Source organism: Mesorhizobium sp. WSM4808, from assembly GCF_055811675.1.
In genome coordinates, this window is record NZ_JBVVQX010000033.1 from 1 (window position 1) to 12,321 (window position 12,321).

Below are 12,321 nucleotides of genomic sequence, written 5' to 3' on the forward strand. Positions count from 1 at the left end.
GCCGCGAACCCATCATAAGGGGGAAAACTGTTACCTATGTATCCGGTTCAAACTGTTACCCATCTATCGGCTGGACACCGGCAGGCGGATGGGGGGCGGCGCTGGCCTTTGCAAATTGATTTGATTGATAAATCAATTCTTGCCAGCGTTGGCCTTGCCAAGGACCTGGAGTCCCGCCAGCCTCTCTGCCTCCGCCACCACCTCCACCGGCATCACACGCTTCCCGGGCGCGGCCAAAAGCGTCGACGCATATTGCCCGCGCGGACCCGTCAACCCGGGCTCGGTCGCCAGGAACACCGCAACCGTTGGCAGGCCGAAGGCGCTGGCGAGATGGGTCAGCCCGGTGTCGGCGCCGATGACCAGTTCCGAGCGGCCGATGAACGCAGCGATGTCGGCCAGCGGTGACTTTGGCACCACAACTGTCGATGGCACTGCCTTGGCAATGGCTTCGGCCACGGCCTTCTCGCGCTCGTTCGACCAGGTCGTGACCGGCGTTATCCCCCGCTCAATCAGGAGGCGCGCGGTTTCAATCCAGTCTTCGGCCGGCCATTTCTTGTCTTCGCGGCTGGTGCCGTGCAGCAGGAAGGCGGTTTTTCCGGCGATGCCCGCCAGAGTGCCGACGGGCGGCACGATGCCGGAGTCCAGGGTCGAAAGATCGGGCTGATAGCCGAGCGCCAGCCCGAACAGCCGCCGTATCCGTTCGATGGCGTGCAGGTCGCGCGGCACGGGATAAGTGGCATCGTAGAACAGCGTCGCAGAAGGTTCGCGCGCGCTCGAACGGTCGAAGCCGGCAATGGGGGCGCCGGCTTGCCTTGCCACCACAGCCGATTTCAGGAGGCCTTGCGCATCGATGACGAGGTCGTAACGGCAATCGCGCAAGGTGCGGCGCAGGGCGGCCGCCTCGCGCCAGGTGCCGCTATCGAGCAGCGCCTTGCGCCAGCGCCGGATCGCCACCGTGTGGATCCGATCGATCGCCGGGTGAAGCGTGGCGATACCGGCAAATGCCTCTTCGACGCACCAGTCGAAGGACAGGTCCGGGCGGTTGCGACGAGCATCCTCGACGGCCGGAAAGGTGTGGATGACATCGCCCATCGACGACGTCTTGACGATCAGCACCTTCATGCCGCGGCCGGGATGTCCAGCAGCCGGTCCGCCGCTGCTGCGACCTGGCCGACTTCAAGCGTCTTCAGGCAGTTGAGGTGGCCGAGCGGGCAGACCTTCTGGTGGCAGGGCGAGCACGACAGGCCAAGCCAGACCAACTCGCGGCGTTCCCCCAGCGGCGGCGTGTTCTCAGGCGAGGTCGAGCCGTAGACGGCGACGATCGGCGTGCCGACGGCGGCCGCGACATGCATCAGCCCGCTGTCGTTGGACACGGCCAGCCTCGCGGCTGATATCAGGTCGATGGCGTCCTCCAGCCGCGTCTGTCCGGCGAGATCGACGAGGCCGGGGGCCAGGGCCGCGATCTCCGCCGTCACGTCGCGGTCGTTCTTCGAGCCGAACAGAGCGACCTTCAAGCCTTTGCCCATGAAATCGCGGGCAAGTCCGGCATAGCTTTCGCTGGGCCAGCGCTTGGCCGGGCCGAATTCCGCACCGGGCATCAGGGCCACGAATTTCTGCGGCGCCAGGCCGAAACGGCCGAGCAGGTCGACCTGGTTTTTCGTGTCCACGCTAAGCCGTGGCGCCCGGAAAGTGCCGCCCTGGGCGAGACCGAAATAGGCCTGCGCTGTGCGTCGTTTCACGTCATCGGGCAGCGGCACAATGTCGGTCAACAGGCCGTAACGCATCTCGCGTAAATTGCCGACACGGCGCGGAATACGGGCAAAGAACGGGATCAGCGCCGACTTCCAGCTGCCCGGCAGGATATAGGCCATGTCGTAGCGGCCGCGTAGCAGCCGGCCGAAGCGGCGGCGATGGGTGAATTCGAGCGCACCGGGTTTGAGCGGAAAGTCGATCTGCTGGCGGATTTCGGGCATGCGCTTGACCAGCGGCGCGGCCCAGGCCGGCGCCAGCACATCGATGGGGGCGTTGGGATGCAACTCCTTCAGCGCCGAAAACAGGCACTGTGCCATCACCATGTCGCCCACCCAGCGTGGGCCGATCACGAGGATCGTTGGGCTTTCAGCCATTCGACATAGTCTCTGACACCGGTTTCCACTGTCCGGAATTGGCCGTTATAACCGGCCGCGCGCAAACGGGACATATCAGCTTGCGTAAAGCTCTGGTAGCTGCCCTTGAGATGGTCGGGAAAGGGGATGAATTCAATCTCGCCTTTACCCAACGTGTCGATCACCGTTTCGGCTATGGCGCGGAAGGGCTGGGCACGGCCGGTGCCGCAATTGAAGATGCCGCTTGAGCCCTGTTTCCACAGCCACAGATTGACGTCGGCAACGTCGCCGACGTGGATGAAGTCACGGCTTTGTTCGCCGGGTCCGAACCCGTCATAGGCGCCGAACAGTTTCGGGTTCTGGCCTTGCTCGACCTGGTTGAACAGATGGAAGGCGACGGAGGCCATGGCGCCCTTATGCGCCTCGCGCGGGCCATAGACGTTGAAGTAGCGCAAGCCCACGATCTGTGAATGGTCGGTATCGAAGGCGGTGCGCCCGGCGAACACGGTTCGCCTGACGTAATCGTCGAACAGCTTCTTGGAATAGGCGTATACGTTGAGCGGCCGCTCGAGCGCGGGATCCTCGCGAAACTCCGAGCCGCCGCCATAGACGGAAGCCGAGGAGGCATAAAGGAAAGGCACGCGCAGCGCCTGGCTTGCATGCAGCAGCCGTTTCGAGAAGGCGTAATTCACCTCCATCATAAATTTGCCGTTCCACTCGGTGGTGGTCGAGCAGGCGCCCTGGTGGAACACCGCCTCGATGCGGCCGAGCGAGCCGGCCTCCATGCGGTCCAGGAAATCGTTCTTGTCGAGATAGTCGGCGATCTTGAGATCGGCAAGATTGGCGATCTTGTGACCGTCGGTAAGGTCGTCGACGACGAGGATGTCGTCATGCCCTTCGGCATTCAGCGCGGCGACGATGTTGGAGCCGATCATGCCGGCGCCGCCCGTGACGATGATCATGAAGGGCCTCTGGTTGCTTGCGATTCCGGTCCTTATAGGGGAGGCTAGGCGGGCTGTCGACAAAGCCAGGTGCATGCGCCTGTCCTGCCACTTTTATGCGCTTGTCTGTTTTGTCTGTTTTGTCTATTATGGACAAAACAGGGTATCCCATGAAAAACTATCCATCGACCGATCTGAAACAGAATCTTGGAGATGTGCTTGCAGCTGCCAGCCAGCAGCCGGTCTCCATCACTCGCCACAACAAGCCGAGATACGTCCTGATGAGCATCGAGGCCTACGAAGCGCGCTTCGGCAACGACAGCCGCCGCGTCTACGCTGCGGAGGATGCCCCGACCGAACATGTCGAGATGCTCGAGGAGTACGCCGCGGAATTGGACCGTGATTAAACCCGCCGCTGCGGACGTCTGGCGATATCCATATCTTTGGCATCGCCAACACGGAGACGGCGAGACCGAAGGCCGGAAGTCACGGCCTGTGGCCTTTGTGGCTGTCCTGCCTGGGAAAGCCGGCGGTACGAACCTCTTCATCCTTGCAATCACTTCCACGCAGCCGGGCCGTGATCGCGTTGCCGTCAGCATCCCGGAAATTGAACGCCACCGTGCGGGCCTCGACCCTATGCCCCTTTGGGTCATGGTCGATGAGTACAATCATGATATCCTGGAAGCGTCGGCCTATTTCGAGCCGGGTGCGCGAATCGGCGCGTTCAGCCCGTCATTTCACAAGAAAATTATGTTCGCTTTTACTGCGGTTGTCCGCACGGGTCAGTCCAAAGCCATCCCGCGCGCGGACTGAATCGACAGAACAGAGCACGATCGTGAGGGACCAAAAATGCCATCGACCGAACTGCTCATCGCGTTTTTCGCCACCACGGCGATTTTCGCCTACATTCCAGGCCCGGCCATGCTCTATGCGGCCGCGCAGACGATGGCGCGCGGCCGCTGGTCCGGCCTGACGGCGGCACTTGGCATTCATCTGGGCGGCTACGTGCATGTTTTCGCCGCGGCTGCCGGGCTGTCGGTGCTGTTTCATGCCGTGCCGACGCTGTACCTGGCGGTCAAGCTGGTCGGCGCGCTCTATCTGATCTGGCTTGGCGTCTCGCTGTTTCGCAAGCGCGTGGAGGGCGATGCGGCGCTGCCCGCGATCGAGCGCAAATCGGCACGGCGTGCCTTTTTCGAGAGCATCACCGTCGAGGTGCTCAATCCGAAGACAGCGATCTTCTTCATGGCGTTCCTGCCGCAATTCATCGACGCCTCGGCGGCGTTTCCGGTCTGGCTGCAGTTCGTCGTGCTCGGCACGATCGTCAATCTGATGTTCTCTTCGGCCGATATCGTCTGTGTGTTCCTGGCGGGCGCCGTGATCGGCCGTTTGCGGCGTTCGAGCCGCGCACAGCGGCTGATGCAACGGGCGGGAGGGGCTGTGCTGGTCGGGCTGGGCGTCCATGTCGCCCTGCAGAAGAGCTGACCGCCCGAGCCTGCCGGGATCATGCCCTGCCGTTGCGCTGCGTGAATTTGCGGTATATCGGCTTTCGCCATGAACGATCCGACCAGTCGATTGATGAGCACTTATGAGATTGAAATCGGCCTTTTCCCTGTGTTGCCAGTGACATGATCAAGCACAATCCGCCTTCTCCCGAACCGTTGCACCGCGCCATTGCGCGGTTCGGCCAGGCCACAGTGCTGGTGGTCGGCGACTTCATCCTCGATCGTTTCGTCAACGGCGTCATCGAGCGGATCTCGCCGGAGGCGCCGATACCGGTGCTGCACGGGCGCGGCGAGACCTCGACCATGGGCGGCGCCGGCAATGTCGTGGCCAACATCGTTTCGCTCGGCGCTGCCGCTATTCCCGTCTCGGTCATAGGCACCGATGTGGCAGGCGATAGCCTGGTGCGGATGCTCGGCGAGCTTGGCGCCGATACGGCGGGCCTCGCGCAGGAGCGTGGTCGCATGACCTCGTCCAAAAGCCGCTTCAGCGCGCTCAACCAGCAGGTGCTGCGTTTCGACGAAGAGGAGATCAAGCCGCTCGGCGCTGCGGAGCGAGCCGGCCTGATCCGGCATTTCCGCGCCGCGCTGGCGCACGCCGACATCGTCATCCTGTCCGATTACGGCAAGGGCATCCTGCTCGACGGCGTCGCCGGCGACTTGATCGCCATCTGCCGCGAGGCTGGAAAGCCGGTGCTGGTCGACCCGAAGGGCCGCGATTATGCGCGCTATGCCGGGGCGACCGCCATTACCCCCAACCGCAAGGAACTCGGCGAGGCCGCCGGCCATGCGGTGTTCGCCGATGACGAGATCGTGGCTGCCGCACGCGAGCTGATTTCGGCACATGGTTTCGATTTCGTGGTCGCGACGCGCAGCGAAAAGGGCATGAGCGTGGTCGGCCCCGACGAGGCGCGCCACATCGCCACCCAGGCGCGCGAAGTGTTCGACGTTTCGGGCGCCGGCGACACGGTGATCGCGAGCTTCGCGCTGGCGCTGGCCGTGGGCGCCGATACGGTCATGGCCGCTTCGATCGCCAATGCCGCTGGTGGCGTCGTGGTGGGAAAACGCGGCACCGCGCGGCTGACGGTCGAGGAACTCACCGGCGCGCTGTTCCGTTCGCATGGGCCGACGGCCCACAAGGACGCCATCCTCGACGCCACGTCGGCCGCGCGCATGGTGGCGGCGTGGAAGGAAGAGGGCCTGAGCGTCGGCTTCACCAATGGCTGCTTCGACATCCTGCATGCCGGCCATGTCAGCTTGCTGCACGCGGCGCGCAGTCAATGCGACCGGCTGGTGCTCGGCCTCAACAGCGATGCTTCGGTGCGGCGACTGAAGGGCGCCGGGCGCCCGGTCAACGACCAGCACGACCGCGCCTGCGTGCTGGCAGCACTTGCCTCGGTCGATGCGGTCGTGGTGTTCGAGGAAGATACGCCGCTGGCGCTGATCGAAGCGCTGCTGCCCGACATACTGGTCAAGGGGGCCGATTACACGGTCGACACCGTGGTCGGCGCCGATGTGGTGCAGAAGGCCGGCGGACGCGTCGTGCTGGTCGATCTGGTCGCCGGAAAAAGCACCACCAACACCATTGGCAAATTGCGCGCCGGCGGCACCACAAACTGAGGGTTTCATGTCCGAGTTGAACGATTACCTTGTCCGCTCCGTGGCTGCCATATCAGCCATGGTCGAACGGGACCTGACCGGTGAGATGGAGCGGGCAGCGAGCGCCGTGGTGACTGCGCTTTCGTCGGGGAAAGCTTTGCTCATCGCCGGCAATGGCGGCTCGGCCAGCGACGCCATCCACATTGCCGGCGAACTGGTCGGCCGCTTTCTCAAGGAGCGCAAGGCCTACAATGTCATCGCGCTGCCGGCCAATGCAGCGGTGCTGACCGCCTGGGGCAACGACTATGGCTTCGACACGGTGTTTTCGCGCCAGGTCGAGGCGCATGGCGCTGCCGGCGGCGTGCTCCTGGCGATCTCGACCAGCGGCAATTCGCCGAGCATCCTTGCCGCCGCCGAACAGGCGCGGAGGATGGACATGACGGTGATCAGCATGACCGGCGACACCGGCGGCAAGCTGAAGCCTCTGTCCGATATCCTGCTCAACGTGCCGTCGACCTCGACGCCGATCATCCAGCAGGGGCATCTGTGCCTTTACCATCATTTGTGCGAGGTGGTCGAAGCGCGCCTCAGCAATGGCTGATTCCACGACCTCTGGCCGCTTTCCGCTGGCGGAGCCGGGCCTATGGGTCGAGCGGGTCGGCTCAAGGGTGTTCGCCGCCGGCTCGCCGGCGCTGTTCCTCGATCGCGACGGCACCATCAATGTCGATACGGGCTATCCGGATGATCCTGCCGAAATGGTGCTGCGCGCGGACATAGCCGCGGTGATAGCCGCCGCCAACCGGGCTGGCATTCCGGTCATCATCGTCACCAACCAGTCGGGCATCGCGCGTGGCTATTTCGGCTGGGGCGATTTCGCTGCCGTCAATTGCCGCGTGCTCGAGCTGCTGCGCGCCGACAATGCGTTCGTCGATATGGTCGTCGCCTGCGCCTATCACGAAGCTGGCTCCGGTGTGCTTGCGGTTGCCGATCATCCGATGCGCAAGCCCAATCCGGGCATGCTGCTGGAGGCGGCAAGGCGCCTCGGGCTCGATCTGCGGCGTTCGCTGATCGTCGGCGACAAGGAGGCCGACATGGAGGCGGGACAACGCGCCGGCCTCGCGCAGGGCTGGCTGGTAGACGGGCAAGCGGCTGTCCGATCGGGCTTCACAATTCGGCCTTGGTGCGAGCGCGCGGATTTCGACGGCCTGATCGCCGCAATAGGTGCACTTGGCGCCGCCTCGGGCGCGCCGTAACGGCTTACATCCGGTCTTTGTCTCGCCAGGCTTCATAAAGCTTGGCCTCTGTCGCGAACGAATACAGCATCACCAGCATCGAATAGACGAACCCGTGCCGGCCGCACAGGAAGTAGCGCTTGGCCAGGTAGAACTTCAGGAAGTTGCCGAGAGGCGACAGCACCAGTCTTATCAGGCCGGGCTTCTTGGCTCGTTCGACAAGCGTGGCAACCTTGAGGCTGGAGTAGGTGTTGGCCCTTGCCAGATCCTCGGCAATAGTCATTTCGCGGCGATGCAGCAGCACGCCATTTTCTATCGTGCCGGTTTCGCCTGGCACCTCGAACGACTCATGGACCCGCAGATTGAGGTCCATCGTGGCCTTGTCGCGGCGGAAAAGACGCAGCAGCCTGTTGTGAAGCACCCAGCGGTGCGCATAGCCATAGCCCTTCAGCTTGTCGCGGCGTCTGATGTACCATCCGTCGAAGGCGTCATTCCCAAGCTGGGTCACATTCGTGATTGACTGCCTGAGCACGTCGTCGATGGCCTCGTCGGCTTCAATCGAAAGGCACCATGGTTGCGTGGCCTGATCGAGCGCGAATTGCCGCTGACGAGGAAAGCCCGGCCAATCGTTGTGAAAAAGCCTTATCGGGTAGCCTTTGGCGATGTACCCATTGACGACGTCCAGAGTGCTGTCCGTCGAGCCCGAATCGACGACGATGATCTCGGCGCAGAAATCGACGCTTTCCAGGCACTCGCCGATCATGTCGGCCTCGTTCATGCAGATGACCAGCGCCGAAACCGGGCTAGAAAATCGAGTCATCGTCCCACCCCACGGCACACTGTTCTCGGAATTGGGCTGCCCTGCGCCCCTGTTTACGCAATCCCGAAAGCGCTATGCGCTTTACCCGGGAAAACCGTTACATACTTTTTCTGGAATTGCTCTAGGAAACCAACAAGACGGCTGCGGCAGAAATTCCGGCTTCACAGGAGAGCTATCGAACGCCAAAGCGGCGCTGGTATGGCGAGGCCTTCAAGCGACATCGGCGAAAGCTCGTTGCGGTTCAACCGGCTCAAGGCTGTGCGAACGAGACCAGCCCTTCGTCCTTGACCCGGCGGATGGTGAGCGCTGTGCGCACCGTGTCGACATTCGGGGTCGAGGTCAGTTCCTCGATGACGAAGCTCTGGAAGGCGCCAAGGTCGCTCGCCACGCAATGCAGCAGGAAATCGGATTCGCCCGACACCATCCAGGCGTCGCGTACGATCGGCCAGCCGCGGGTGCGCTCGGCAAAGATGCGCAGCTCGGCATCGGCCTGATGATGCAGGCCGACCAGGCAGAAGGCAACGACATCGAGGCCGAGCGCTGGTGCATTGAGCAAGGCACGGTAGCCACGGATGATGCCGGCTTCCTCCAGGCGCTTGACGCGGCGCAGGCATGGCGGCGCCGAAATGCCGACGCGGTTCGACAGTTCGACATTGGTCATGCGGCCGTCGCCCTGCAATTCGCGCAGGATCTTCCAGTCGATGGCGTCGAGGTCGGCCTTGAGGGGCATGTGGGCTCTCGATCATGAGGGGTAATACGCAAGAATCTTGCGTGATTTTGTAATTAAACGACTTCGCTGTCCATTCCATCCTTCGCCCGGAATATTTCGCGGGATCAGCGGCCGACAGGTGCGACAAAGCTTTCCGGGGACGAACTCCAACTTGCCTTGCTGGCGTCGTGGGCAACACTTACATTACGCGCGACAATGATCATGCCGCAATTGCCGGCAGCCCTCCGCAGAGGCTTTAGATGACCACCAAGCACGCGCCCGTTCTCATCATCGGTTCCGGCCCGGCCGGCTATACGGCGGCGGTCTATGCCGCCCGCGCCATGCTGAAGCCGATGCTGGTCGCCGGCCTGCAGCAGGGCGGGCAGTTGATGATCACCACCGATGTCGAAAACTATCCCGGCTTCGCCGACCCGATCCAGGGTCCGTGGCTGATGGAGCAGATGCTGAAACAGGCCGAGCATGTCGGCACCGACATCATCAACGACATCATCACCGAGGTCGACCTCAACGTGCGACCGTTCCGCGCCAAGGGCGATTCCGGCACGACCTATACCGCCGACGCGCTGATCATCGCCACCGGCGCGCAAGCGAAATGGCTGGGCATCCCGACCGAGCAGGACTTCATGGGTTTTGGAGTCTCGGCCTGCGCCACCTGCGACGGTTTCTTCTACAGGGGCAAGGATGTCGCGGTGGTCGGTGGCGGCAATTCCGCGGTGGAAGAGGCGCTCTATCTGTCCAATCTCGCCAGGAGCGTGACGGTCATCCACAGGCGCAGCGATTTTCGCGCTGAACGTATTCTGCGCGAGCGGCTTCTGAAGAAGGACAATGTCCGCGTCATCTGGGACACGATCGTCGATGAGATCACCGGTCGACCCGGCAAGACGCCGCTGCCGCCCTCGGTCGAGGGGCTGAAGCTCAAGCATGCGGTGACCGGCGAGGTGTCGCACCTCAAGATCGACGGCGTGTTCGTGGCCATCGGCCATGCGCCGGCGGTTGAACTGTTCGCCGGCAAGCTCAAGCAGAAGCCGAACGGCTATCTGTGGACAGCGCCGGATTCGACCCGCACCGATGTGCCGGGCGTGTTCGCGGCCGGCGATGTGACCGACGATATCTACCGCCAGGCGGTGACGGCAGCGGGGCTCGGCTGCATGGCCGCGCTCGAGGCGGAGAAGTATCTGGCCGGCATCGAAGTGCATCGCGAAGCGGCCGAGTAGAGAGTTCAGAGAGCGGCTTAGAAACGCCGTGTAAAAGCCTGATTTTTCATTCAGACGCCAAAACAGAACGAGGGGAATCATGGCGTTGGACTGGGACAAGCTACGCGTGTTTCACGCTGCGGCGGAGGCGGGGTCGTTTACCCATGCGGCCGAGACATTGCATCTGTCGCAATCGGCGATCTCGCGGCAGGTCAGCGCGCTCGAGCATGATGTCGGCGTGCCGCTGTTCAACCGCCACGCCCGCGGGCTGGTGCTGACCGAGCAAGGTGAGATGCTGTTTCGCACGGCGCATGACGTGCTGATGAAGCTGGAGACCATCAAGTCCCGGCTGACCGAGACCAAGGATCGCCCGTCGGGCGTGCTGCGGGTGACAACGACGGTGGGGCTGGGCGCCGGCTGGCTGACCGAGCGGGTGCAGGAATTCATCGAACTCTATCCCGAAATCAGCCTGCAGTTGATCCTCGCCAACGAGGAGCTGGATCTCACCATGCGCCAGGCCGATTGCGCCATCCGGCTGCGCCAGCCGCAGCAGCCGGACCTGATCCAGCGCCGCCTGTTCACCGTGCATTTCCACCTCTACGCGGCCCCATCCTATGTCGCCAAGCACGGCAAGCCGTCTTCCGTCGCCGAGCTGAAGGCCCATCGCATCGTCACCTTCGGCGTGCCGGTGCCGTCGCATCTGTCGGAGCTGAACTGGCTGGAAACGGTCGGTGATTTCGAAGGCGGACAAAGGGTGCCGACGCTGCAGATCAACGACATATTGTCGATCAAGCGGGCGGTGCAGGGCGGTGCCGGCATCGCCATGCTGCCCGACTATGTGATCAGCAAGGACTCCGATCTGGTGCAGCTGCTGCCGGAGACCGAGGTGCCGTCTTTCGACACCTATTTCGCCTATCCCGACGCGATGAAGAACCAGGCCAAGCTGCATGTGTTCCGGGACTTCATCATCGCCAAAGCCCGAAGCTGGTCCTTCTGATTTTCGTTTTCACGCCCTGCGGGATTATCCCCGCCAGGGCATCAGCCGAGGCAGCCAGCCGGGCACGTTGCGGCGGTAGGTCTCGTATTCGGCGCCATAACGGCGGCTAAGCGTCGGCTCTTCATAGAGCCTGACGAAGGCGCCCATGGAGACAGCGCTGACGGCGGCATAGGCGACCAGCGCCCAGCTCGAGAACAGCAGCGCCTGGCCGAGGATGATCGACAGCACGGCGACATACATCGGGTTGCGGACATGGCGGTAGATGCCGCCTATCACCAGCCTCTCGGTCGGGGCGACCGGTGCGGGTGTGCCCAGGCCCTCAAGCGCAAAACGGCCGAAGGCATGCAGGAGTGCCGCGCCCGCGGCAACGATCAGAAGCCCGCCAACAGGGGCAAAGCCCGGCAGGCCCGACCAGGGCAAGCCCCAGCGATCGGTCAACAGCCAGGGCACCAGCCCGGCAACCACGCACGGCGCCGCGATGAAGAAGGCCGCACTGCCGGCGATCGCCGAAAACCTCCGCATTGGCTGCTTGCTCCGCGATTGCCTTAGAAATGCACGCCTGCTGCCCGCTTCCACATCATTGCCCAGTTTTGGCATTTCGAGCCGGAAGCCAGCCGAGATTAGCGATTCTGTAGTTGCAATTGCCCGATTCAGCGCTCCATTTCGACGATTTTGCTGGTCCTATTGGCTTCTGGAATGGGTTAGACCACAGCCTGCGTCTTTTTGCATGTGTGTGTTGCAAAATAGATGCTTGTTTCTTGGGCATGATGAGCACATATATAGATCATCTCCTGGGCGCGTTCTCCTCCCATTAGCGCCCTCGAGTGTTCCCCTCTGGAGGTTAGCCTTAACAGGCACTCCAATCAAACTCAGCCGGATCTTCATTGATCCGGCTTTTTTGTTGCCTGTACCCTGCTGGGCCGGCCAAAAATTCCATCACAATTGCCACGTAACGGTGACATGTAACCTCTGGTAACATATCCCGGACGCCCGCGACCTGCTATGTAGATCATAGGACGCGGTGTGGTTCGGACGGGAGATGGGGGCATCACTCGTACGGCCCGGGCTCAGGCGGCTACCGCGTCCGAACCGTTTTTCCGCCGAACTCGGCGGTACCAAATGCGGCGGACCTGACGTTTTACCTCCCAAGGAAACGGTCCGCGAACAAAACGACGTCCGGTCCCCGCCGGACGTCGTTTTCTTTT

General features: G+C 62.8%; 14 protein-coding genes. 8 read left to right on the plus strand and 6 right to left on the minus strand.

What is annotated here, in order from left to right:
• Window positions 1-132: 132 nt before the first annotated feature.
• From waaC to rfaD, 3 genes are read right to left on the minus strand one after another with little or no spacing between them, the layout of a single operon-like run.
• On the minus strand, window positions 133-1,122 hold the full coding sequence (waaC, locus tag AC0L2U_RS32305; RefSeq protein WP_128363951.1) for a lipopolysaccharide heptosyltransferase I: 990 nt from the start codon (window positions 1,120-1,122) through the stop codon (window positions 133-135).
• Window positions 1,119-2,126: a lipopolysaccharide heptosyltransferase II gene (gene waaF / locus AC0L2U_RS32310; RefSeq protein WP_128288193.1), complete on the minus strand. Its 1,008-nt coding sequence runs from the start codon at window positions 2,124-2,126 to the stop codon at window positions 1,119-1,121. The genes waaC and waaF overlap by 4 nt, the downstream gene beginning before the upstream one ends.
• Window positions 2,099-3,067, minus strand: coding sequence for an ADP-glyceromanno-heptose 6-epimerase (gene rfaD, locus AC0L2U_RS32315; protein ID WP_127395770.1), 969 nt, complete (start codon window positions 3,065-3,067; stop codon window positions 2,099-2,101). The genes waaF and rfaD overlap by 28 nt, the downstream gene beginning before the upstream one ends.
• A gap of 149 nt (window positions 3,068-3,216) precedes the next feature.
• On the opposite strand from rfaD, the gene AC0L2U_RS32320 reads away from it, so the two are divergent.
• The 6 genes from AC0L2U_RS32320 (at window position 3,217) to AC0L2U_RS32345 (ending at window position 7,397) form a co-directional block, all read left to right on the plus strand.
• On the plus strand, window positions 3,217-3,453 hold the full coding sequence (locus tag AC0L2U_RS32320; protein WP_023809741.1) for a type II toxin-antitoxin system Phd/YefM family antitoxin: 237 nt from the start codon (window positions 3,217-3,219) through the stop codon (window positions 3,451-3,453).
• On the plus strand, window positions 3,446-3,859 hold the full coding sequence (locus AC0L2U_RS32325; protein WP_236382885.1) for a hypothetical protein: 414 nt from the start codon (window positions 3,446-3,448) through the stop codon (window positions 3,857-3,859). The genes AC0L2U_RS32320 and AC0L2U_RS32325 overlap by 8 nt, the downstream gene beginning before the upstream one ends.
• A 36-nt stretch (window positions 3,860-3,895) precedes the next feature.
• Window positions 3,896-4,528 carry a LysE family translocator gene (locus AC0L2U_RS32330; RefSeq protein WP_127270423.1) on the plus strand — a complete coding sequence of 211 codons (633 nt, stop codon included), beginning with the start codon at window positions 3,896-3,898 and terminating at the stop codon, window positions 4,526-4,528.
• 143 nt (window positions 4,529-4,671) lie between these two features.
• Window positions 4,672-6,165, plus strand: coding sequence for a D-glycero-beta-D-manno-heptose-7-phosphate kinase (gene rfaE1, locus AC0L2U_RS32335; protein ID WP_127395769.1), 1,494 nt, complete (start codon window positions 4,672-4,674; stop codon window positions 6,163-6,165).
• Between the two features lie 7 nt (window positions 6,166-6,172).
• Window positions 6,173-6,745, plus strand: coding sequence for a D-sedoheptulose-7-phosphate isomerase (locus tag AC0L2U_RS32340; RefSeq protein WP_128363953.1), 573 nt, complete (start codon window positions 6,173-6,175; stop codon window positions 6,743-6,745).
• Window positions 6,738-7,397 (plus strand): HAD-IIIA family hydrolase, encoded by a 660-nt coding sequence (locus AC0L2U_RS32345; RefSeq protein ID WP_473603382.1) that lies wholly within the window; start codon window positions 6,738-6,740, stop codon window positions 7,395-7,397. Before AC0L2U_RS32340 ends, AC0L2U_RS32345 begins: the two co-directional genes overlap by 8 nt.
• A 4-nt stretch (window positions 7,398-7,401) precedes the next feature.
• Here the strand turns inward: AC0L2U_RS32345 and AC0L2U_RS32350 are convergent, their stop codons facing one another.
• Together AC0L2U_RS32350 and AC0L2U_RS32355 are read right to left on the minus strand one after the other, a co-directional pair.
• On the minus strand, window positions 7,402-8,196 hold the full coding sequence (locus AC0L2U_RS32350) for a glycosyltransferase family 2 protein (RefSeq protein ID WP_127267435.1): 795 nt from the start codon (window positions 8,194-8,196) through the stop codon (window positions 7,402-7,404).
• Window positions 8,197-8,446: 250 nt separating this feature from the next.
• The gene (locus tag AC0L2U_RS32355) at window positions 8,447-8,926 is read right to left on the minus strand and encodes an Lrp/AsnC family transcriptional regulator (protein WP_013530077.1); all 480 of its coding nucleotides are present in this window, start codon (window positions 8,924-8,926) and stop codon (window positions 8,447-8,449) included.
• 239 nt (window positions 8,927-9,165) lie between these two features.
• Here AC0L2U_RS32355 and trxB point away from each other — a divergent pair, with 239 nt between their 5' ends.
• Both trxB and AC0L2U_RS32365 read left to right on the plus strand, forming a co-directional pair.
• Window positions 9,166-10,140, plus strand: coding sequence for a thioredoxin-disulfide reductase (trxB, locus tag AC0L2U_RS32360; RefSeq protein ID WP_127267436.1), 975 nt, complete (start codon window positions 9,166-9,168; stop codon window positions 10,138-10,140).
• A gap of 79 nt (window positions 10,141-10,219) precedes the next feature.
• Window positions 10,220-11,116 carry a LysR family transcriptional regulator gene (locus tag AC0L2U_RS32365; protein ID WP_023809733.1) on the plus strand — a complete coding sequence of 299 codons (897 nt, stop codon included), beginning with the start codon at window positions 10,220-10,222 and terminating at the stop codon, window positions 11,114-11,116.
• Window positions 11,117-11,140: 24 nt separating this feature from the next.
• Here AC0L2U_RS32365 and AC0L2U_RS32370 read toward each other — a convergent pair whose 3' ends face one another.
• Window positions 11,141-11,638, minus strand: coding sequence for a methyltransferase family protein (locus tag AC0L2U_RS32370; RefSeq protein WP_127395765.1), 498 nt, complete (start codon window positions 11,636-11,638; stop codon window positions 11,141-11,143).
• Window positions 11,639-12,321: the final 683 nt, after the last annotated feature.

Bases quoted from the DNA above. Each gene is read 5' to 3' on its own strand.
- waaC (WP_128363951.1), bottom strand. From the start codon at position 1,122: ATGAAGGTGCTGATCGTCAAGACGTCGTCGATGGGCGATGTCATCCAC.
- waaF (WP_128288193.1), bottom strand. From the start codon at position 2,126: ATGGCTGAAAGCCCAACGATCCTCGTGATCGGCCCACGCTGGGTGGGC.
- rfaD (WP_127395770.1), bottom strand. From the start codon at position 3,067: ATGATCATCGTCACGGGCGGCGCCGGCATGATCGGCTCCAACATCGTC.
- AC0L2U_RS32320 (WP_023809741.1), top strand. From the start codon at position 3,217: ATGAAAAACTATCCATCGACCGATCTGAAACAGAATCTTGGAGATGTG.
- AC0L2U_RS32330 (WP_127270423.1), top strand. From the start codon at position 3,896: ATGCCATCGACCGAACTGCTCATCGCGTTTTTCGCCACCACGGCGATT.
- rfaE1 (WP_127395769.1), top strand. From the start codon at position 4,672: ATGATCAAGCACAATCCGCCTTCTCCCGAACCGTTGCACCGCGCCATT.
- AC0L2U_RS32340 (WP_128363953.1), top strand. From the start codon at position 6,173: ATGTCCGAGTTGAACGATTACCTTGTCCGCTCCGTGGCTGCCATATCA.
- AC0L2U_RS32345 (WP_473603382.1), top strand. From the start codon at position 6,738: ATGGCTGATTCCACGACCTCTGGCCGCTTTCCGCTGGCGGAGCCGGGC.
- AC0L2U_RS32350 (WP_127267435.1), bottom strand. From the start codon at position 8,196: ATGACTCGATTTTCTAGCCCGGTTTCGGCGCTGGTCATCTGCATGAAC.
- AC0L2U_RS32355 (WP_013530077.1), bottom strand. From the start codon at position 8,926: ATGCCCCTCAAGGCCGACCTCGACGCCATCGACTGGAAGATCCTGCGC.
- trxB (WP_127267436.1), top strand. From the start codon at position 9,166: ATGACCACCAAGCACGCGCCCGTTCTCATCATCGGTTCCGGCCCGGCC.
- AC0L2U_RS32365 (WP_023809733.1), top strand. From the start codon at position 10,220: ATGGCGTTGGACTGGGACAAGCTACGCGTGTTTCACGCTGCGGCGGAG.
- AC0L2U_RS32370 (WP_127395765.1), bottom strand. From the start codon at position 11,638: ATGCGGAGGTTTTCGGCGATCGCCGGCAGTGCGGCCTTCTTCATCGCG.